Annotated in this window: 23 protein-coding genes; 9 read left to right on the top strand and 14 right to left on the bottom strand. The window is 47.6% G+C overall.

Translation table 11 applies throughout. The features are described from left to right. Window positions 1–154 precede the first annotated feature (154 nt). Complete coding sequence (locus BIW15_RS20240) at window positions 155–553, bottom strand: GFA family protein (RefSeq protein WP_005477765.1); 399 nt, start codon at window positions 551–553, stop codon at window positions 155–157. A gap of 267 nt (window positions 554–820) precedes the next feature. Between BIW15_RS20240 and BIW15_RS20235 the strand changes: the two genes are divergently transcribed. From BIW15_RS20235 to BIW15_RS20220, 4 genes are all read left to right on the top strand, one after another. After that, the gene (locus BIW15_RS20235) at window positions 821–1,792 is read left to right on the top strand and encodes a tripartite tricarboxylate transporter substrate binding protein (RefSeq protein ID WP_021486547.1); all 972 of its coding nucleotides are present in this window, start codon (window positions 821–823) and stop codon (window positions 1,790–1,792) included. Window positions 1,793–2,033: 241 nt separating this feature from the next. Beyond that, complete coding sequence (locus BIW15_RS20230) at window positions 2,034–2,528, top strand: tripartite tricarboxylate transporter TctB family protein (RefSeq protein ID WP_015296786.1); 495 nt, start codon at window positions 2,034–2,036, stop codon at window positions 2,526–2,528. Window positions 2,529–2,547: 19 nt separating this feature from the next. Continuing rightward, window positions 2,548–4,074, top strand: a complete 1,527-nt coding sequence (locus BIW15_RS20225; protein WP_005464542.1) for a tripartite tricarboxylate transporter permease — start codon at window positions 2,548–2,550, stop codon at window positions 4,072–4,074. Window positions 4,075–4,342: 268 nt separating this feature from the next. Continuing rightward, the gene (locus tag BIW15_RS20220) at window positions 4,343–5,113 is read left to right on the top strand and encodes a sulfite exporter TauE/SafE family protein (protein ID WP_025578969.1); all 771 of its coding nucleotides are present in this window, start codon (window positions 4,343–4,345) and stop codon (window positions 5,111–5,113) included. A 127-nt stretch (window positions 5,114–5,240) separates the two neighbouring features. Here the strand turns inward: BIW15_RS20220 and BIW15_RS20215 are convergent, their stop codons facing one another. The 13 genes from BIW15_RS20215 to vopN form a co-directional block, all read right to left on the bottom strand. After that, window positions 5,241–6,212, bottom strand: coding sequence for a TAXI family TRAP transporter solute-binding subunit (locus BIW15_RS20215; protein WP_021448581.1), 972 nt, complete (start codon window positions 6,210–6,212; stop codon window positions 5,241–5,243). Window positions 6,213–6,441: 229 nt separating this feature from the next. Next, a complete protein-coding gene (gene vopD / locus BIW15_RS20210) occupies window positions 6,442–7,446 on the bottom strand; it encodes a type III secretion system translocon subunit VopD (protein WP_020840583.1) in 1,005 nt (334 codons plus the stop codon). A gap of 11 nt (window positions 7,447–7,457) precedes the next feature. Continuing rightward, on the bottom strand, window positions 7,458–8,657 hold the full coding sequence (gene vopB, locus BIW15_RS20205; protein ID WP_005464635.1) for a type III secretion system translocon subunit VopB: 1,200 nt from the start codon (window positions 8,655–8,657) through the stop codon (window positions 7,458–7,460). Window positions 8,658–8,660: 3 nt separating this feature from the next. Continuing rightward, complete coding sequence (gene vcrH / locus BIW15_RS20200; protein WP_005464462.1) at window positions 8,661–9,149, bottom strand: SycD/LcrH family type III secretion system chaperone VcrH; 489 nt, start codon at window positions 9,147–9,149, stop codon at window positions 8,661–8,663. Window positions 9,150–9,161: 12 nt separating this feature from the next. Next, window positions 9,162–10,985 carry a type III secretion system needle tip protein VcrV gene (gene vcrV, locus BIW15_RS20195; protein ID WP_077281534.1) on the bottom strand — a complete coding sequence of 608 codons (1,824 nt, stop codon included), beginning with the start codon at window positions 10,983–10,985 and terminating at the stop codon, window positions 9,162–9,164. 4 nt (window positions 10,986–10,989) lie between these two features. Continuing rightward, window positions 10,990–11,274, bottom strand: a complete 285-nt coding sequence (gene vcrG, locus BIW15_RS20190) for an LcrG family type III secretion system chaperone VcrG (protein WP_005464408.1) — start codon at window positions 11,272–11,274, stop codon at window positions 10,990–10,992. Between the two features lie 60 nt (window positions 11,275–11,334). Then, on the bottom strand, window positions 11,335–11,748 hold the full coding sequence (gene vcrR, locus BIW15_RS20185; protein ID WP_024703743.1) for an LcrR family type III secretion system chaperone VcrR: 414 nt from the start codon (window positions 11,746–11,748) through the stop codon (window positions 11,335–11,337). Continuing rightward, entirely contained in the window at window positions 11,748–13,874 is a 2,127-nt protein-coding gene (gene vcrD / locus BIW15_RS20180; protein ID WP_011105897.1) for a SctV family type III secretion system export apparatus subunit VcrD, read from the bottom strand. The genes vcrR and vcrD overlap by 1 nt, the downstream gene beginning before the upstream one ends. Further along, the gene (vscY, locus tag BIW15_RS20175) at window positions 13,858–14,202 is read right to left on the bottom strand and encodes a type III secretion system chaperone VscY (protein ID WP_005464454.1); all 345 of its coding nucleotides are present in this window, start codon (window positions 14,200–14,202) and stop codon (window positions 13,858–13,860) included. The genes vcrD and vscY overlap by 17 nt, the downstream gene beginning before the upstream one ends. Before the next feature lie 5 nt (window positions 14,203–14,207). After that, window positions 14,208–14,585 carry a type III secretion system protein VscX gene (gene vscX, locus BIW15_RS20170; protein ID WP_179115318.1) on the bottom strand — a complete coding sequence of 126 codons (378 nt, stop codon included), beginning with the start codon at window positions 14,583–14,585 and terminating at the stop codon, window positions 14,208–14,210. After that, window positions 14,585–14,956, bottom strand: coding sequence for a type III secretion chaperone SycN (gene sycN / locus BIW15_RS20165; protein WP_077281532.1), 372 nt, complete (start codon window positions 14,954–14,956; stop codon window positions 14,585–14,587). The genes vscX and sycN overlap by 1 nt, the downstream gene beginning before the upstream one ends. Beyond that, window positions 14,943–15,227 (bottom strand): TyeA family type III secretion system gatekeeper subunit, encoded by a 285-nt coding sequence (locus tag BIW15_RS20160; protein ID WP_005464474.1) that lies wholly within the window; start codon window positions 15,225–15,227, stop codon window positions 14,943–14,945. Before BIW15_RS20160 ends, sycN begins: the two co-directional genes overlap by 14 nt. Then, window positions 15,208–16,101 (bottom strand): SctW family type III secretion system gatekeeper subunit VopN, encoded by an 894-nt coding sequence (vopN, locus tag BIW15_RS20155; protein ID WP_005464652.1) that lies wholly within the window; start codon window positions 16,099–16,101, stop codon window positions 15,208–15,210. The genes BIW15_RS20160 and vopN overlap by 20 nt, the downstream gene beginning before the upstream one ends. A gap of 186 nt (window positions 16,102–16,287) precedes the next feature. Here vopN and vscN point away from each other — a divergent pair, with 186 nt between their 5' ends. Genes vscN through vscR form a run of 5 tightly spaced genes read left to right on the top strand, consistent with a single transcriptional unit; the run spans window position 16,288 to window position 21,027 of the window. Continuing rightward, entirely contained in the window at window positions 16,288–17,610 is a 1,323-nt protein-coding gene (vscN, locus tag BIW15_RS20150) for a SctN family type III secretion system ATPase VscN (RefSeq protein ID WP_025540415.1), read from the top strand. Then, window positions 17,607–18,068 carry a type III secretion system central stalk protein VscO gene (gene vscO, locus BIW15_RS20145; protein WP_005464592.1) on the top strand — a complete coding sequence of 154 codons (462 nt, stop codon included), beginning with the start codon at window positions 17,607–17,609 and terminating at the stop codon, window positions 18,066–18,068. The genes vscN and vscO overlap by 4 nt, the downstream gene beginning before the upstream one ends. A 9-nt stretch (window positions 18,069–18,077) precedes the next feature. Continuing rightward, complete coding sequence (gene vscP / locus BIW15_RS20140) at window positions 18,078–19,418, top strand: type III secretion system needle length determinant VscP (protein WP_077281531.1); 1,341 nt, start codon at window positions 18,078–18,080, stop codon at window positions 19,416–19,418. Next, entirely contained in the window at window positions 19,394–20,380 is a 987-nt protein-coding gene (vscQ, locus tag BIW15_RS20135) for a SctQ family type III secretion system cytoplasmic ring protein VscQ (protein WP_077281530.1), read from the top strand. The genes vscP and vscQ overlap by 25 nt, the downstream gene beginning before the upstream one ends. Continuing rightward, a complete protein-coding gene (vscR, locus tag BIW15_RS20130) occupies window positions 20,377–21,027 on the top strand; it encodes a SctR family type III secretion system export apparatus subunit VscR (protein WP_077281529.1) in 651 nt (216 codons plus the stop codon). Before vscQ ends, vscR begins: the two co-directional genes overlap by 4 nt. The last annotated feature ends 9 nt before the right edge of the window (window positions 21,028–21,036 follow it).

Raw genomic sequence — 21,036 nt, 5'->3', positions numbered from 1 at the left:
AGGTCGTAGTTTGAAATGGACGAATTTGGGAAGATTTAATGATTTACAGAGGTTTTTTGTAATGGAAAGAAACAATTGTCGACAACTATAAACACTCTAATTTATTGATAATTAAAGAAAGACGTATAATTGCCGAGCAAAAAATCGAGAACCGCTACTCTTTTGGCACAAATTGGTCGTAGACTTCCTGTGCTGTCATCTTTTTAGAGTGAGGATTGAGCTCATAGTAACCCGGCTTTTCATCAGTAAAGATTTCTAGCGTCAACTTAAAATCAGGATTATCGAATAAGCCAGCAGAAAGGATGTATTCGTTGGTTGGCAAGAGATGGTAAAACAAGTTCGTCCCACACTCGCCGCAAAAACCTCGTACAGCCCAATCTGAAGACTGATAACGTTTTGGCTCTGCACCTTTAAATGTGACTTCTGGGCCACAATGCACGGCATGAAGTGCCCCACTCGACCATTTTCGACACATTGAGCAGTGACACAAGCTCACTTCATTCTTGGGTTCTGCGATAACTTCGATTGCGCCGCACAAACATGTTCCTTTCATTCCTCTTTCCTTATTCATTTGTTGTCGCCCTATTATGGCCTACCGATAAGCAAATCCGCGTGACCTATCCCCTGTTTCTCGTCGTGAACTTTATGAACAAAATAGCCGCAATGCTCAATATTCTCTTTATCTCCGTTTTAAAGACAGACATTTAACAGTTAATTAACCTTTACACAAAGTTCAGCCTTAACGCTTACACGGCATTAAGACGGAGCAAAATAATAAGGCTCATCAAAAAATAGAGTCGCCAACATAAGGAACGTGAACATGTTAAAGGTAATCAAACCAACGCTCGCCGCTTCAATCATCGCAGCTTCATTCTCATTCAACGCTTTTGCTGCGGATATTGAAAAAATGCACTTCTTGATCCCAGGTGGCGCTGGCGGCGGTTGGGATATGACCGCCCGTGGTACGGGTGATGTGTTAGTAAAATCAGACATCGTAGAAAACGTGTCGTTTCAAAACCTATCAGGTGGTGGCGGCGGCAAAGCGATCGCTCACTTAATTGAAACGGCAGATCGCCAAGAAGACACGCTCATGGTGAACTCAACACCAATTGTTGTGCGTTCTCTTAGCGGTATTTTTCCTCAATCCTTCCGTGACCTAACGCCTGTTGCTGCAACTGTTGCCGACTACGGCGCGATTGTTGCCTCTGCGAACTCGCCATACAACACATGGGAAGATGCTGTAAAAGCGTTTGAAGCCGATCCTCGCAAAGTGAAGATTGCTGGTGGCTCAGCGCGCGGCTCTATGGATCACCTTGTCATTGCGGCGGCATTTAAAGGCGAAGGCTTTGATGCGCGTAAAGTCCGTTACATTGGCTATGATGCGGGCGGTAAAGCGATGGCAGCCCTGCTTTCTGGCGAAACTCAATTGCTTTCAACAGGTTTAGGTGAAGTACTGGAAATGTCCAAATCTGGCCAAGTGAAAGTACTTGCTATCACTGCGCCAAAACGCTTAGAAGCCGCGCCAAACATTCCAACATTAACGGAATACGGCAACGAAACGGTATTTGCGAACTGGCGTGGATTCTTTGCTGCTCCGGGCGTTAGCCAAAAGAAAATCGACGAATGGAATGCCGCATTCACTAAGATGTACAACACAGACGAGTGGCAAGTCGTTCGTGACCGCAACGGTTGGATAGACAACTACAAAGCGGACAAAGCGTTCTTCGCGTTCCTTGAAGATCAAGAGAAGCAAATGGGTGACCTGATGCGTGAGCTAGGCTTCCTGAAATAACCGTTATTCCAGGGCTCCCTCCGATAGCAACTTGGCGTAAAACCTGAGTTGCTATTCGCCCCAACGGCATTTGCACTCTAAGTTTCACCGTATATGGACATTGTCGACACTCGGCATACACACTCCTTTGTTTATTGATTGTTAAGCATATCGACTAGCAGCGAAATGCTTACTTGTTAATGGATTACTTTGCACATTAACGTTCATATACGGTCTTTTTTATTCTTGTTAGGAGTTGAATATGTCTCGTTCAACCAACGTTTTTACCAAAGAATATCTACTCTGCCGCGACCGTGTTGGCGCCATGATTTTCCTGCTCTTCTGCCTTTGCTACGGTTATCAAACGTCTCAAATCGCACTGTTTCCGGGCGATGAGTATGAACCGTTTACTGCGCGCACCTTGCCAACCATTCTGACTTATATCGGTATCGGGCTTTCTCTCTTGCTTCTTGTGACTGGCCAACCAGATAAAAAGAGCGGCGCCGTTTTAACCTTCAACTGGAAGTTACTGATCTCGTTCTTAGTGCTGATGGCCCTTTACGGCTTGGGCCTAACCTACTTGGGCTTTGTACTCGCGACAGGTTTCTTTTTGCTTGCGGGTTTCTATCTGCTTGGAGAAAGACGCAAACCCGTTTTGTTTGGTGCCTCTTTCCCATTCGTTATCGCCTTTTATTTATTGCTCACTCAAGGTTTGGATATCTATCTCGAACCGGGTTTGATTTTCACCATCTGGTAGCCAAAGAAAGGACTGAATTATGTTAGATGGAATTCTACAAGGTTTATCCACCGCGGTGATGCCAATGAACATCATGATGGTGATTGTTGGCTGCTTCGTCGGCACATTTATCGGCATGCTGCCGGGTCTTGGCCCAATTTCGGCCATCGCGTTGATGATCCCGATTACTTATGGTTTAGAGCCTTCATCGGGCCTCATCTTGATGGCGGGTGTTTACTACGGCGCCGTATTTGGTGGTTCAACCTCTTCAATTTTGATCAACGCACCAGGCTGCTCTTCAACGGTCGTAACCGCGTTTGACGGTTACCCAATGGCGCAAAAAGGTCAAGCGGGTAAAGCGCTAGCATTAGCCGCTTACTCCTCTTTTACTGGCGGCACACTTTCGGCCATCATGCTGCTCGTGGCTGCGCCAGCCTTGGCTAACGTGTCATTAAGCTTTCAATCTTCTGATTACTTTGCGTTGATGTTGCTCGGCTTGTCTGCCGTTGCAGCTTTTGCTGGTAAAGGTCAGGTCATTAAAGCGTGGATGATGACCATTCTTGGCTTGATGCTGTCGACAGTCGGTATCGATAAAGGCGTTGGTGTCGAGCGTTTCACCTTTGGTTTAACCGATTTGATGGACGGCTTTAGCTTCCTTCTTCTTGCAATGGCGACGTTTGCTTTGGGCGAAACCTTAATGGGGATCCTCAAACCTTCAAACGATACTCGTGATGAAGAGCAAGACAAATTGAGCAACATCGGCTCGATGAAAGTCACCAAAGAGGAAATTAAAGAAGTCGCCCCGGTATCGATCCGCTCTTCTATCCTAGGTTTCTTTACTGGCGTACTTCCGGGCGCTGGCGCAACAATCGCGGCATTCCTAAGTTACGGCTTAGAGCGCAACTTGGCTCCAAAAGAGAAAAAAGAAGAGTTCGGAAAAGGCAGCATTCGTGGTCTAGTTGCGCCAGAATCAGCGAACAACGCCGCATCAAGTGGCTCATTCGTTCCATTGTTAACGCTGGGTATTCCAGGCTCAGGCACCACCGCTATTATGCTTGGCGCGTTAATCGCCTACGGCATTCAACCTGGCCCTCGCCTGTTTGTTGAACACCCGGATGTCTTCTGGTCAGTCATCATCTCAATGTACTTTGGTAACATCGTACTTGTGATCCTTAACTTGCCGTTGATTCCTTACATCTCGAAACTGTTGGCCGTTCCAAGAACAGTGCTTCTACCGATGATTTTGTTCTTCTCAATTACAGGTGTGTACTTAGTTTCGTTCAATACGATGGATGTGTTTGTGATGCTACTTGTGGCGATGGCTGCCATTGCACTTAGACTGGCAAACTTCCCGCTCGCACCATTGCTGCTTGGCTTCATCCTCGGCGGCTTGATGGAAGAAAACTTGCGCCGAGCGTTGATGATTTCTGACGGAGAGTTGAGCTTCTTGTGGGAGCGTCCGATTACGTTGACGTTTACTGTGCTGGCAGTATTAGTGCTGGGTAGCCCGCTGTTTGTGAAGCTGTTTCAAAAGCTTAAAGCACAACCTGTAAAAGTTGAGCAATAATCGTCGATTCCTCCTTCTTGATAGCCCCTAAAAGCCACCCTCGCGGTGGCTTTTTCTTTCTTCGATCTTTCTTTGATATAGCTATGATGAATTAATATCACGGCGAAGAAAAAAATTTCGCTAGAAAGAGGTTCACGTTATCAAAACCACAACGGAACTGAACAATTTCGTTTTGGAGCATGTAAAGTAAATCTCATAAAAACGTTAGAACATGCGTTCTCAAAATCTAAGACTCTAATAACCAATAAGAACATAACAAGGATTGTTTATGCTGCTGGAATTGGCTCTGTTGTTTGCTGCAGGCGTGGTAGGTGGAATCATGAATTCGATAGCAGGAGGCGGAAGTTTTATCACCTTCCCCGCCCTGATGGCGGTTGGCGTGCCGCCCATCATGGCTAACGCCACCAACACTTACGCCGCATGCGCGGGATACATAAGCGGTGCCGTGGGTTTTCGTGAAGAAATTTTGAAGAACAAGCAAGAACTGCTATTCACCATCTCGTTCAGCTTAGTCGGTGGCGCAGTTGGCGCGTATCTTCTTCTCAACACGCCAGAATCACTGTTTTTGGAAGCCATTCCTTGGCTACTTTTGTTTGCTACGGTGCTGTTTCTTACAGGTTCTCGGTTAACAATGATCATCAAATCCATCACCAAAGAACATAAACACGCGGGCGTGTTAGGCTTAATCGCATTGAGTTTGTTGTTGGTGGGCGTTTCAGCATACGGCGGATTTTTTAATGCCGGATTAGGTGTGATTGTTCTGAGTTACCTCGTTGTGGCGGGCCATCAAGACATCAACTTGATGAATGGGCTTAAACTTCTGGTTTCAACGTGTGTCTCTCTCATCGCTATCGTCATTTTTGTTGCGAACGGCTCTATCGATTGGAGTAAAGGCAGCGTGGTAATGGTCGGGACATTAGTTGGCGGCTACCTCGCCGCGCGTGTGTCTCGCCAGCTTAATCCGAGCCACGTTAAAGGTTTTGTCGCTCTCTCTTCGATTATCATCACCATTTACTTTTTTATTGACGTTTACGCCTAACCCAAACAGAAAAAGCGCCATCAACTTAATGGCGCTTTTGCGGCTCTCAATAAAGGTTTCTAAAAAGAAGTTTATTAAATAACGTGAAAAAGTGAGTTTAGAAAACCGTTTTAAGACGGAGTACCACTTACTTAATCAACCCAACTTCTTTGTAGTATTTAAGCGCACCGGGATGAAGTGGCGCAGACAAACCATCTTTCACCATTTCTTCTTTCTTCAAATTCGCAAACGCGGGATGAAGACGACGGAAATCATCGAAGTTTTCAAACACGGCCTTCACGACGTTATACACCACATCTTCAGGCACGGCAGTAGATGAAACAAACGTCGCACCAACACCGAATGTCATCACATCATTATCCGAGCCGCGATACATGCCGCCAGGCACGGTAGCAACGCGGTAAAAACTGTTGTCGGCGATAAGCTTATCCACTTTGGGGCCAGCGACTGTCACGATGTTACTGTCGCACGAAGTGGTTGCTTCTTTAATCGCACCACTTGGGTGACCAACGGTGTAAACCATTGCGTCAATTTTATTATCACAAAGTGCTTTCGATTGTTCTGCCGCTTTCAATTCCGAAACCAGTTTGAAGTCATCGTTGCTCCAACCATATTCCTTCATCAACACTTCCATAGTGCCTCGCTGACCAGAGCCAGGATTACCAATGTTGACTCTTTTACCTTTTAAGTCATCAAACGTTTTGATATTTGAATCTTGACGAGCAACCACCGTAAACGGTTCTGGGTGAACAGAAAATACCGCGCGCAGCTCTTTAAACGGACCATTTTCAGCAAACTGGCTGGTGCCGTTATACGCGTGATATTGCCAATCTGATTGCGCAATACCTAAATCTAACTCGCCTGCGCGAATGGTGTTGATGTTGTATATCGAACCGCCCGTACTTTCGACCGAACAACGAATGCCGTGCTCTGCTCGAGATTTATTTACCAAGCGACAGATAGCCCCACCCGTGGGATAGTAAACACCTGTGACACCACCAGTACCTATGGTGACGAAAGTCTCTTCGGCGGCAACTGAATAGCCGGCAGTCAACGCTGCAAGTGACGCAGCTAGCGCGATGTGCTTAAACTTAAACATTGAACGTCCTTTTCCTTTGTTTATGACGGTGTAAGTATAGCAATCGTTAACAATTTGATAACGTTTGAGTTCTCATCCTTGAACTTTGCTTCTCACACCCGATTCGAGAATGATTTACAAAACCACATAATAATCTGATATATAAAGAGTGTTTTTTATTCTATCCTTTTAAATACAAAAAAAAGCGTTGTATAAACAACGCTTTGTCAGTACTAAAATGAAACCGCAATTACACTGTCGGGATAGATGCGCGCCACGCTTGGTTCTGACTATCAGAGATAGAACGGAACAGCTCACGCAACTCTTTAAGCAACCCTTCTTGGAAGCCGATGTTCTCATCTGCTTTTTGCTTCGCTGCTTGAGCACGCGTCGCTTGCACTTCATCGTCCTTGCTGCGAGCTTGCGCTTTAGTTTGTTCAACGTTCGATGCTGAGTTTGCCATCTGTCCAAGAGCTTGAAGAATCGCGTTCTTCGCTTGGTTTGAGCTCATCAGTTTATCGAACTTGCGACCGCCGCTAGTCAATTGAGCCGTGGTATCTGCAATGCTGTCTTTCGCTAGCGAATGTGCGCGTTTTACTTGATCTTGTTGAGTTTTTGACAAGTTACCGTTGTTCATCAACTCTTCTACTTGATCGAAGCCCGCCTTCTGCGTTTTCAGCACGTTGTTGCTTGCCATCTCGGTCTTAATTTCTTTACCCGCTTTGAAAGAACCAAGCGCACCGATAATTGCTGTAGCACCCGCTAACACACCAGATACAACCGCCATCGCGATCATCGCGCTAGCAGAGTTGTTCAGCTCTGCCGCTTGGCTTTGCAAACTCGCAACGTTGGCTTCAACCGCAATTTCACGTTGAAGCACTTGCTGTTCACGGCTTAGCTTCGACACTTGGTAAAGCAGCGTCAACAAAGACAGCGATTGAGAAACCGCGTCCGAAGGTGATTTGATCACTTCCTCACCGTTCAGCACTTTCGCGGTAGTACTCATCAGTAGATCAATCGTTGGTGCAAGCTCACCCATCAGGTTCGCAACCACTTGTGCTTGATTACTGATCGCAGGAGCTTTCGGCCCATCTAATTGATAACGACCTGCACCAGAAACGTTTGACTCACCGTTGCTTTTTACTGCACCCGCTTCCAATTTGGTCTCTGGTGTTTTTTCTGCTTTGGTTGTTTTGATAGTGTCGCTCAAACCGTACAGTTCACCGCGACCCGTTCCACCAATTTTATCCAACATACTTACGCTCCTTAAACCGTTGCAGGACGGCTTAACACCGTTTGCATGGTTTCACTTTTCGCCTGAATCATTTGCATGATGATGCTCATCAGCTCTTGGAAATCTTCCATCAACTTGCCAATTTCTTCTTTTAGCTTGTCGATGACTGCCTGACTCAACGTCATTTTGGCGCGGAGATCCGTGATATCGGCTTGTATTTCCGTAACGTTCGCATTGTTAGCAGCGTGAACGCTGTCCGTTGCGCCCTTACCTATGTTAACCGTAAGGTCGACCGTTTCAGCACCGTAGCGAATCGCTTTGGCTGTGGTTGTCGCAGCTTTAGAACCCATGTCCGCAACTTTTGCCATATTGGCTGCAGCTTTCGTGGCAATATCTGTCACTTTCTGCGCAATTTTGCTGGCACTTTTCGCGGCAAGTTTCGCGATACCACCAGCCGCCGCGCCACCAAAGGTCACGATTGCACCGATGACAGCGACAGCAATTTCTAATGCCATCACCACTTTGTTCAACACATCGACATTCACACCCGCTTCTTTTAGCGCGTCTTGAACAGCTGGTTCTTGCAGTGCCATGCTTACTGCACCCATGACACCACCGGCGATCATAAGCGCGCCAGCTGCCGCGCCAACGCCAGTGGCAACCATGATGGCACCTACCACAATGGAGACAACCGCGCTGATCCAACCAAAGATCTTCGCCGCTAAGCCCGATTTCTGAGCCTCTTTCGCAGCGGCTTCTGATTCCTTGATTTTCTCTTGGTTCTCTGCCATTTCTTGTTCATGTTTGGCTTTTGCGACTTTCACTTCCTGAATTTTCAGCTCGTTCTGAGCACTTTTCAGTTTGTCTGTAATCGCCGCAAGCTCCACTTCAAAATCGTCCGCAGAACCTGCGATGATTTTAACTGCGATCGAACCCGTCTGATCGGCAACAGCATGTAGCGCTTTTGCGATGGTATCGACGATCTTTTGCAGTTGAGCCATGGCTTTTAGCGTCAAGTCTGTCACTTTGTCGCTCACGGCTGCATTTGGGGCATCTAGCTGAACTTTAACTCTTCCTGTGTTCAGAGTGTCAGCATCTCTACTCTTTACGTTTTCAACCGTTACAGAAGGCGTCGCAGTAGACGCCGTTTTCTGTACGTTCTCTAACGTAGTTTGGCCAGACTCAGGGATGTAAACCTGCGTCTGAGTGCGGTCAAGTGCAATAGAACTCATAGTCTAATTACTCCTTTTGTTTCTCACCGCTTCTAACATGATGCCTGCACGTTGATGCAAGTCTGCATATTGTGATTTACCGGCAGACATCTCCTTCGCGCTGTAAAACCCACTCTCTGCTTCTGTCAGTTGCTCCAATTTCAGGTGACATTCCGCAGAGTGGAAAGGTGGGCGTGGATCGTTAATGTCCACGAGCGCTGCGTAGCTGTAGGCATCAATCGCCTGCAGATACTCACCCAGTTCCTGACGAGCAGCACCAAGGCCAATGAAAAATCGCGCCTGATAATGATCCAGCATGCTAAGCAGTTGGAAAACTTTGGCGGCTTGTTCAATCTTTCCTGATTGGAAAAAGTTGTAGCCGACCGCGTAAATGTGTTCGATGGTATCTGCCGATACATCGTGCAACATTTTCAGCGTGCCTCCCTCTTCCAGAAAAGACAGCAGCTCTTCTGCTTGCATTTGAGATGGATCGGTCGCGTTTGTTTTAGTCATGGTTGGTTATCCTTAAATGGCTCGTAGGATTTCTTGTAAAATACTGTGGTACTTCTGAACAAACTTGTTCATCGCTTCAACGGTCGAGTTGTATTGCGAGCTGATATCGTTTAGCTCTGTCGTTTTGATTTGAACTTCGTCGTTGAGCAGTTTGGATTTGTCGCTGACCGAACTGGAAAAGTTGGACAGTTTCTTTGTTTTTTCTTCGTCTTTAAAACTCGCGCCGTCAGCTACTGTTACACCCTGTTTTTTCAGAAAATCCGTGTGTGTAGTAATGCCATTGTCGGTGAGGTATTTATACTCAGGCGAGTTCTGAAAATCGGTAACAGAGTTGTAGTTGAAGTCGCTCGCACTAAAAGCATTGTCATCCGGTTTGTAAGTACCATCGACACTCTGCGTAGAGTGAATTTTCGACTGAACAACACCAAAGATTTTTAGTTGCACGGTTAAATCTTGCAGTGCTTCCTTTTGCTCGTTACGTTTTTCTAAGCGATTTACGCGACGTTCGTTTAATGCAAACAGCACTTGTTCATCAAAACGGTCACCAATACTAGATTCAACGACAGCCAACAAATCGCGAGCCGTCAAAGAGTGCTCAGCTCGAACCTCAAGATCCTTTTTCTCTTGCTCGGTGATGTTGAGTAGACGATCTTTCAACGCACCTAAGTTCTTGCGTAATGTTTCGTAACGTTCGATAAACGAAGCGCCTGTCGACTCACCCTTCAGCATTTTTTCAAACTGGAAACGGATGTCTCTTTCCGTATTGTTTTTTATCAGCTCAACCTGATCCGCAGAGATTTGCGTTTTTTGGATATTGGCAATCGCTTTATCGTTGTAAAAAGCATCGATTTCGGTGTGAATCAGACTTACAGCAAAATTCGCAAACAAGCTTGAAAGCGTCAAAGAATCCGAGCTTTTGATGATGGCATCTAACGCTTTTCGTAAATTTTCAGTCCCAGCGGTTTCACCGTAAGCCGCAGTAAACTGACCTTTCACTTGCGTCGCCATTTCGCTTAACGCTTCGCTAAGCTGCTGTTTAGAAATGCCTGGCGTCCACGTAATTCTTTTCGCTAATTGGTCCGCGTCATCTTTAGTTAAAGTGATACCAATCTGGTTAAAAGCGTTCTGCAATTGCGTCGAGACGTTCGTAACAAAATTCGCTTCGGTTAGCAGAAAATCAGATGCTTTGAGCTGGGCCAGATTCACCGATGGCAAATTAGCAAACGCATTGCGAAGAAACGAAGATGCGCTCTCACGAACCACGCTAGAACTCATTTGACGCGCCAAATCATCAACAAATGAGGCAATATCCCCAGTCGCTGATTTCAGCTCTTCAGCGCTTAACTTTGCAATCTGCTGCGCTTGCGTGCTTTCGGTTCCAAGCTGAAATTGACTCACAAACTGAGTCGGCAATGACGAATCCACTTTATCCGTAAGCTGGTCGGCAAACCAAGTTTGGAACTGACTTGCCAATGCATTGTTCATCTGCGTCGTAAGTTCGGCGGCGTCCACTTCACCGTTTGAACTCGCGCCTTGTAGCGACTTCATCCAAATAGATGCGCTGTCGCTGAGCGCAGCCCCCGAAAATGCGCTGTTTTTCTCTTTCAGTTGAGTCAGCGTATCGACGTAAAGTGCGATGCTCTGTTCGTCAGTTTGACCTTTAATGGTTGGTAAATGCGCGATCAGTGAAGCAAGCTGCTGAGTTTCCGCATCACCTAAAATTGGGGTCAATTGCTCTGTTAGGCTTTGTCCAAACGTTGGCAGTGGCGTACTGCTTGCGGCGGCAGATGCCGCACCGGTTGCTGAGCCCGTTGTTGTCATATTCGTCATATCCAAACCTCTAGATCACCATACCGCGCATCATGGTTGGTCGCTTTCGTCTTTTACCCTGCACGCCTTGCAACTGATGCTGTTGCTGCCTGCGGCGCTGAACTTCTTCGATGAGTTCTTGCTCGGCGTGTTGCATTAACTTCGGCGAAGCGTTTAAACCGCCAAGCAGAACTTCTCCTGCTACGGGACCAACACCGAGTCCTTCTAATAGCTCACTAAAAATGTCATTTCTTTCATCCGCATTTCGAATGGCTAACTCTGCATTTTCAATAGCTTGGGTAAAGGGTTGCTTCATATTGATTCCTATCTTAAAGCGTGTCTTCTCATTGGCGCTGTCAGTAACAGTCGAGAGTTTTTACATTTTTCTCTTTTTCAGTGGGCGATAGTCTGCAAGCCGCAAAAAATACCAGTCGGCTTGTTGATCGTGGCTAGCGCCACAGGCGCGTAAGTAGAATTGAGCCAGGCGTTGGCTACTCATGTTGCTACCACGCAACACATCAACGTTACCGCGGATAACCCAATCAGAAGGAAAAAGAGGGATGGCGTGCTCAGCCAAAAGAAATAGGCAAGAAAAGGGGTTACTCAACCCCAAATTCGGACTCACACGTTTGAGGAGTACAATAATGATCTCCCCTTGTTCGACACGAAATACCAGCTCCATGCCATCAACTTCAATGCGATAACCAAGTTGAATCGCACTTTTTTGCCAAAAGTACGGCGTCACTTCGATCCCCGTTTGTTCAAACGATTGTACAAGTGCTGCGTTCATTACATCCCTACCCGTCCAAGTGGCTGAATGTTGATCTGCTGAGTAAGCTCTTGGAACGACAGAACGGGCAAATCGTAATATTCGGATTCAATCAGCTTTCGAACATAACGACGCACATCCATAGAAACCACCAGAACAGGCTTGTTCGGCATACGGCTTAAATCGCCTACAGTCTGTTTTACGTCGCTAACAAATTGCTGCGTAACCGAAGGATCAAGCGCTAAGTAGCTGCCCGCCGAGGTTTGTCGAATACCGCTGCGAATCGTGTCTTCGAGGCTCTGGTCCAGAAGGTATGCCGGCAGCATGTTCTGACCGCTCGCGTACTTGTAACAGATGTAACGCTTTAAGCTTGAACGAATGTATTCCGTCAACTGGACGACATCTTTTTCCTTTTGTCCCCACTCGACCATGGCCTCCAAAATGACGCGAAGGTTACGAATCGAAATGTCCTCAGATACCAAACGTTGCAAAATCTCCGTCATTTTTTGTAGCGGGACGATGCGCTGCGCCTCTTTCACCAACTCAGAATAACTGCCTTCCATTTGCTCAAGTAGGTAGCGAGTTTCTTGAATCCCAATGAAGTCTTGCGCGTACTCTTTCAATACGTGTGATAGATGGAACGTCAAAATGCGGTCTGGTGTAAGGAAGCCGACATGGCTCGCAGTCAACTTCTCTTGATAGCTTTGTGCGACCCAAAGACTCGAGACTCCCGGGAGGAAGTCGTCATCTTGCTCAAAAGGCACACCAAGCAATTCAATCTGGTCGCTTCCTTCTGTGACCAGCAATTTGTCTTTCTCAATGCGACCACGTGCAACGGGCACTTCTTGCAACTGAATCAAGTATTCGCCGTTTTTCATCCCGTCGTTAAAACGCAAGTGAATTCCAGGAAACGGTACGCCAAGATCGAGATACAACGCGCGTCTTACTCTGGCGAGTTCGTCGTTCAGTGCGACGGCTTCTAGGCTTTCTTGTAAGCTTGAATCCAGATCGATAAGCAGTGGCACTGTCATCGCGAACTCTTCTTGCTCACCCAATTTGCCTTTGCTACCACGAGACGGTGTTGGTTTATTGGGTTTCGCGGCAGGAGAGCCCGCTCCCTGCGCGACAAAGCTCGGCAGATCGCTGCTTTCTGATTCGGTTTGCTTTTTCTGTTGATAGAAGAGGTAAAAACCGCCGCCACCGACCACCAAAGCCAGCACTAGGAATGTAATTTTCGGAAAACCAGGGATCAGAGCGAACAAGACCAGCAGCACACCACCAATCAGCAGTGCACGAGGCTGAGCCGTGACTTGCCCGCCAATGTCGGAGCCCAAGTCGGCCGAGTCTTCGTGGGAAACACGCGTAACGATAATACCAGCGGTGATCGCGATAAATAGCGCAGGAATCTGCGATACCAAGCCATCGCCTACGGTCAAAATCGCAAACAGCTCAAGCGCCTCTGACGCGCTCATGCCTTTTTGCGTGACGCCAATGGTGACGCCACCCAAGATGTTCACGATGATGATCACCAAGCCCGCAATGGAGTCGCCTTTTACGAACTTCATTGCGCCGTCCATCGAGCCGTACATTTGGCTCTCTTTCTCGATCAGTGAACGGCGATGACGTGCCTCGTGAACATCAATAACTCCAGCGCGCATGTCACCGTCGATACTCATCTGTTTGCCCGGCATGGCATCAAGAGAGAATCGAGCACTAACTTCAGCAACACGCTCCGAACCTTTGGTGATCACCATAAACTGTACAATAGTGATGATCAGGAAGACCACGATACCAACGACAAGGTTGCCGCCAACGACGAAGTTACCAAAGGTGTAAACGATTTGACCCGCATCGCCTTGAAGCAGGATCAAACGTGTCGTGGTGATTGACAGCGACAAACGAAATAGCGTCGTGATCAGCAATACTGCCGGAAACGCCGAAAACTCCAGTGGCGTGGTGATGTAAATCGCCAACATCAGCAACACGACAGCAATACTCATGTTTGCGCCGATCAGCACATCTACTAGTGCAGTTGGCAAAGGCAAAATCATCATAAAGACGATCGCCAGCAACATCACTGCGAGCATGATGTCTTTGCGTTGCCCTACCTTGTTTAGAATATCGATCAACTTATTCATGAGATTCACTATGTAAAGATTGCAGATAGCGTCGATGCGCTTGGCGTGCGCCCTCGACGTCATTTTGTTTCCAGCGCGCTTGGCTCAAGCAAAACCAAATTCCCGCCGCTTGCACAGACTGCGATTGCGACTTCAGTAAGCCTTCACATACCGCAACAGCACGGGTGTAACGGCCTGTTTGCAAACACGCGACCGCAAGCGTGTGTAACGCATCTTCGCGTTCTGGTTCGAGTTCTAACACGGCGTCTAGTATCGCGATGGCTTGATCGGGTTGTTGGTATTGAACTTGAAGCGCAGCGTGAACCAGCAGCAGTTCAATATCTTTGGTGCTTAGCATGTGGGTTAAACCTGAATAAGAAGATTGAGCGCCATGGTGAGGTAACGCTGGTCCAGTTGTGTGCTTTGTAGCTTTTCGGCGGCTTTAGCAAGGTTCGCTGAGCCTGATTCCTGTGCGAGTTGCTGAACACGAGCTAAAGTGTTGTCGAATTGCTGACGGTACTTTTCTGGACGAAGCAGTTCACAATGGTTCAGTTTTGGCTTCGCTAACGCCAACAAATATTGATCGGACGGTCTTAGGTCATACAGTTTTTCCAAATGAGTCGCGACGGCTTGCCCATCCGGCAGTAACTGAAATCGTTTGGGGAAATCCGTATCGACTTCACCATGGGAAACGTGAGTAAAGGCTTCAATGCCGACATTTAACGTACTAACTCGGGTCATCAACTTACCACTTCATCGTGAAGACGCACTAAAAGAGCGAACGCTTGTTCGAGTGTCGGCAGCGTCACTTCATCGCCTTCAATTTTGGCGGAAAACACCAAGGTTTCGTCGTCGAGCAAACCGGTTTTCATTTCAAATGGCCAACCCTGTTCGGCATGGCACAAACGCAGCGCATGCTGAATACGCTCGCCCGACTGATGCCACGACAACGCACGCGCCAACATAAGGAAAAGTCGATCATGATGTTTTTCTATGTGCAATGTGCCGCTTTGCTCAAAGCTCAGCTGCACACGCCCTGCGGCAGAAAAATCCACCGCATCTAAACCCATTCCTCGGCAAAACTCATCGACTGATGCATCAATCCAACTCATCGTCCCACGCTTCCTCTTCTTCTAAATCAATGGCTTCGTCTAGCGCCTTTTGTGCGGCTTGTATTAGGTTTTGTCTCTGTTCGTCGTCAGCAAATACATCAACAGGGATGTGTCGTATCAACTTGTGCAGCTCTCGAAAAAAATCGATCTTCTGTTCTATTGCCACCAACTCCATTGATGTTGCGATCTTCCAAATCTCTTCACTGCTGACCCAACGTTGCTCGACCAGAGCAATTACGTCTGCCATCAAATCAGAAGCCTGATAAGCCATGACTCATCCTTTCTGGTTTGAACATTTGAAATAGCCGCCCTACCTGGTCTTGCAAGGTGTTTAACGTTTTGAGTTTTTGCATATCGGACATCAGCAGCTGCAATTTGACGGAGTCAATGTTGCTGCCTTGCACGCTAAGGTCGGCGCTCATGCCTTGCAGCATGAAGTCCACCGCAGTAGAGACTTCTTGCTCACCAAAACGCTCGACAACATCCTGATATGCAGAGCCAAGCCCTTGATAGCTGTGCACCGTATCGCGGTAAAAGCCGCGCAATTGATGAAGAGAGCTGAACTCTTGCTCTTTGCTAAACTCATCAGCGAAATGAGAAACACGGATTTCGGTGTCGATTTGCGACCAAGAATCCGGGTTCTGCTCGATTTTCAAGATCGCTTGGTCAATCAGTGCCAATAAGTGTTTGCTTTCCGGATTGGCTGATAAGTATTTCTTCACCGCTTTTAGAGCTAAGTATTGGTGGCTTTTTTCTTCCGAAAACCCGTTCAAATACGCTTGAAGCTGAGCGATGGTCGAAATGTTGCCACCCGCCATTTTGGCCGCAAGATCTTTGATTTTTTGGTTTTTCTCTAGATCGGGCACCTTTCTGAGGTAATCAGAAACCAGCTCATGCGCTTCGTTAACGCGAACGCCACCGTCTTTTATTTTGCGTTTGGTGAGATCTTTTTCTGCTTTTTCGGAGCCAAGTGATGTGAGCTCTTCCATCGCGTCAAAAAGCGATTGAGTGGCGTTGTGCACACGCACTGTCTCACCTCGATAACTGCCTTTTACGGCACTGTCTGCGCGAGACGATTCCAATCCATTTCGGACCGATGCATCAAACTTGGTGTTGGTTGCTATCTGACTATTGATAATGCTCATTCACTTGCACTCCTTTCGTACAATACAAGCGAATTATATGAAGTGCGTTTTTATCAGGCTGTCAAAATCAGACGTGTTTTTTTAGGGCGTTTTCAGTTTTCTAAAAACTCCCGACCAATATTCACTATAAATACCAACCCATCCTTTCTATTCTCCCAGCATCAATCATTGCGCATATTTTTTACATTGAACGATTTCTCATACATCACCGATATTCAGCAATCTGCGATCAAACAAACGCGTTTGATCCAAATTCGCGGACGCGTTACTCAAGTAACCGGCACCATCATCAAGGCTGTGGTGCCGGGCGTACGCGTTGGAGAGTTGTGTGAGCTGCGCAATCCCGATCAAACCTTATCGTTGTTGGCTGAAGTCGTCGGCTTTCAACAACATCACGCGCTGCTTACCCCACTTGGCAACATGTTTGGCATTTCATCCAATACCGAGGTGAGCCCGATGGGGAAAATGCACGAAGTCGGTGTCGGCGATCACTTGCTGGGAAAAATCCTCGACGGACTGGGCCGCCCTTTCGATGGTGCGCAAAGCCAAGAGCCAAGTGCTTGGTATCCCGTTTATCGTGATGCCCCGCCACCGATGCAGCGTAAATTGATCGAAAAACCAATTTCGCTTGGCGTTCGCTCCATAGATGGTTTGCTCACTTGTGGTGAAGGCCAACGTATGGGCATTTTCGCTGCGGCTGGCGGCGGTAAAAGTACCTTGCTGGCGAAGCTGATTCGCTCTGCGGACGTAGACGTAACCGTTCTTGCTCTGATTGGCGAACGTGGGCGAGAAGTGCGAGAGTTCATCGAACACGACTTGGGCGAAGACGGTATGGCGCGTTCAGTGCTGGTCGTTGCGACATCCGACAGACCAGCCATGGAGCGCGCAAAAGCGGCGTTCGTTGCGACTTCTATCGCCGAATATTTCCGAGACCAAGGCAAGCGCGTTTTGCTGCTGATGGACTCCGTCACCCGTTTTGCTCGTGCCCAACGTGAAATTGGCCTTGCCGCTGGTGAACCACCAACTCGACGTGGTTATCCGCCTTCTGTTTTTGCCGCACTGCCAAAACTAATGGAGCGTGCAGGCCAATCGGACAAAGGCTCTATCACTGCCCTTTACACCGTATTGGTCGAAGGTGACGACATGACCGAGCCTGTCGCAGATGAAACGCGCTCCATTCTGGATGGACACATTATCCTTTCGCGGAAATTGGCAGCGATGAACCACTACCCGGCCATCGATGTGCTCCGCTCTGCAAGTCGAGTGATGAACCAAATTGTCGAGCCGAATCATCAAGCATCTGCCGCGCATCTGCGTGAAATGTTGGCGAAATATGAAGAAGTCGAGCTGCTTATCAAAATCGGCGAGTACCAACATGGCGCTGACCCGCGTGCCGATCTGGCAATCGCGCAAAGTGACGATATTCGCGCCTTTTTACGTCAAGGTACCCATGAGCCAAGCGACCTTGAAGGTGCTATCGCTCAACTGAAAGGCATCGCAGGTCAATGATCGAACGATTATTAGAAATTAAGAAAATTCGTGCAGACCGCGCCGATAAAGCCGTTCAACGCCAAGAATACCGAGTTGCCAACGTGGCGGCAGAGCTGCAAAAAGCAGAACGCTCGGTAGCGGACTATCACGTTTGGCGTCAGGAAGAGGAAGAACGCCGCTTCGCGAAAGCCAAACAGCAAACCGTGCTTCTTAAAGAGCTGGAAACGCTAAGACAAGAAATCGCCTTACTTAGAGAACGGGAAGCCGAGCTCAAGCAGCGCGTAGCAGAAGTAAAAGTGACGTTAGAACAAGAGCGCACTCTGCTAAAACAAAAACAACAAGAGGCCCTTCAAGCCCATAAAACCAAAGAAAAATTCGTTCAGTTGCAACAACAAGAAATCGCGGAACAATCGCGCCAACAACAGTACCAAGAAGAACTCGAGCAAGAAGAGTTTCGCACTGTCGATATTATCTAAAGGTTCATCATGCGCATTAAACCAAGTACGGATACCCCAAGTACGCAGCCTCATTCATCACAATCTCCAATGCCGATTGACGATCATGCTATGCTTCAATCGCGTTTTGAGCGTGCGCTCAAGGAAAACCCAGACCAAACCAAACCACAGCCAAATGAAACCAACAATCAAGCGGCTTTAGAAGCTAAAAAACCGTTTACTGAAAATTACTCAGAGCGCTCTCTTGCGTCACTGCATTCGACAGGTAGCAACCAGCGTAAGACTGCTGAGAAATCTGCTTTTGCTCAAAGTGGTGACGCCGTCACAGAGAATAAAAACAACGAATCAGATACGTCGTCACCTATCGCTCTTAACACCCAAGACAAAACGCCAAGCGATATGGACGCACACATGAAATCTGACATTCGAATTCCTACTACCGGTGATAAGAAACTACCAATGGAGCCTTCGAATAAGCGTGAGAAAAACGCTGACGAGCAAGACGCATTTGAACGCTTGGCCGAAGATCATGATGATTCTAAAACCGAACTCGCGGCTGCTAAAACAGCAGAGTTACACGAGTCGACACAGTCGCCGAAAGATACTAAGCACATTCCTACTGCGGGAACGAAGCCGGACACAATTGAAACGGTATCCGACGCTTTAGCGTCGACATTAGCATCAACAACCGTTGCGTCTGCGACGTCTGCGTCACTCGCCTCTCATCCTGTCACTTCAGCTGTGCACAAAACTGCAACTAAAACTGAAGTAAACAAGCATGAGGGTGACTCATCACTTGGCTTTAATTCGCGCCATTTGAAAACACCACTCCCGAATGATGAACATCCCAAAGCGAGACAGGCTGAGCGCACGTTGCTAGATAAAGCCATGTTGGATTCAGAAAAAAGCAGTGACAAGCCGATGCATCAACCAGTCACAACACCGATTACTCAAGGCGATGTGATTTTGAAAGGCATCTCGACTCCACAACCAACTCAACCAACTCGTGAAGTCAGCCAATTGATTCAGCAATTGGTGGATAAAGTGTACGTGGCCCTACCAACGGCATCGAATGAGAAAGAAGTACGATTGTTTCTGAGCGAGGGCCAACTCAAAGGTGGCGAAATCCACATCAAGTTAGATTCGCAAGGTTATAGCGTGACGATTCGACAAGAGCATGCGCTTTCCATCATCAATCAACAAGCAAGGCAAGATCTGGCAGAACGTTTAAACCGCATGGGCTTTGAACAGCCTTTGCGCGTATCGATCAGCGAGCAGACGTCGCAACACGGTCACACACAGCAAGATCAACAACAATCACGCCAACAACGTAGCGTTTATGAAGAATGGCAACCCGAGGCGGATCAATGAAATTAACCATCCCAACAGTCGATGCCGAGAGCATTGCGCTGACCAATCAGCTCTGTGCTAAACAATGCCACTTTCAAGGGCGTGATGAACACAGCATCTCAATAACCGCATCGCAAAAACCGGAATTTTCTGGCTACCGCTTGACCACTCTGGTTGGTGGACAAACCATTCAAGTCGATTTTTGTTCCGCGCAACTGCAGCAATGGCTTCACTCAACTTTGAATGCGACAGCGTTTGAATCTCTCCCAAACTCGTTGCAGTTAGCTCTGCTCAGTACGCAGATTGAGCCTCATGCTGACGCGTTCAAACGCCTATTTGGTCAGTTACCTATCCTCAGCAAATTACAACCGCTGGAACAAAGCGAAACGCAGCGCAATACCTTAATGCTGACGCTAAACAAACCGAGCGCATCACTTTGTTTGTGGGTAAGTGAAGGTCAAAGCGTTTTAGTTGATGCACTGCCGCCATGCTCGTCGCAACTGACTCAGCATATTGCCCTTCCTGTCTGGCTAAGCCTTGGCAAAACGCACCTGAACTTAAATCAATTCCATTCGTTAGAGCTTGGAGACGTGATCTTTTTTGACCAATGCTACATCGCCCAGCAACAAGCGATTTTTCAGGTATCCAATAAGAATCTGTGGCGTTGCCAGCTTGAAGACAACACCCTCTACATCATTGAGAAAGAAACCGATATGAATGACGTAAACACATCCGAAACACTCACAGACCACCAGCAACTGCCTGTGGAACTCACGTTCGACATCGGCCACCAAACCGTCACGCTGGAACAACTCAACCAACTGCAACCTGGGTACGTTTTCGAGCTCAACCAACCGGTGTCTAAGCCCGTGACACTGCGCGCGAATGGTAAAATCATTGGTGAATGTGAACTGGTAAACGTCAACGATCATTTAGGTGTACGTGTGCTTGAATTATTCGGCGGCACTCAGGAGCCGGCATGATTCAGTTACCTGATGAGCTAAACCTCATTGTCAGCCTTGCGCTGCTGGCATTGCTCCCGTTTATCGCCATGATGGCGACCTCATTTGTGAAACTCGCGGTCGTGTTTTCGCTGCTGCGAAATGCGCTTGGCGTACAACAGATTCCGCCGAATATGGCGCTGTATGGCTTGGCGATCATTTTGTCGATTTTCATCATGGCACCGGTTGGCTTTGAAACGTACGACTACGTAAAACAGCACGACATTTCTTTGGAAGACTCTGCCAGCGTTGAGGGCCTGATTGAAAGTGGTTTACAGCCGTATCGCGAGTTTTTGAAAAAGCACATCCGTGAAACCGAAGCGATATTTTTTACCGACGCAGCACGCACGCTGTGGCCACAAAAATACGTGGACCGTTTGGAATCCGACAGCTTATTGCTGTTGCTGCCTGCATTTACGGTCAGCGAGTTAACGCGGGCTTTTGAAATCGGCTTCCTACTCTACTTGCCGTTTATCGCTATCGATTTGATTGTTTCCAATATTCTGCTCGCAATGGGGATGATGATGGTGTCACCGATGACCATTTCTCTGCCCTTCAAGTTGCTGCTTTTCGTTTTGCTTGATGGCTGGACAAAACTCACGCACGGCTTAGTGCTGAGTTACGGTTGATGAAGGAGA

It is taken from the genome of Vibrio sp. SALL6, from assembly GCF_002002385.1.
In the GTDB taxonomy this organism is placed as follows: Bacteria; Pseudomonadota; Gammaproteobacteria; order Enterobacterales; family Vibrionaceae; genus Vibrio; species Vibrio parahaemolyticus.
The sequence above is the reverse complement of the archived record's forward strand: the minus strand, read 5'-3'. Positions and strand labels throughout refer to the sequence as shown.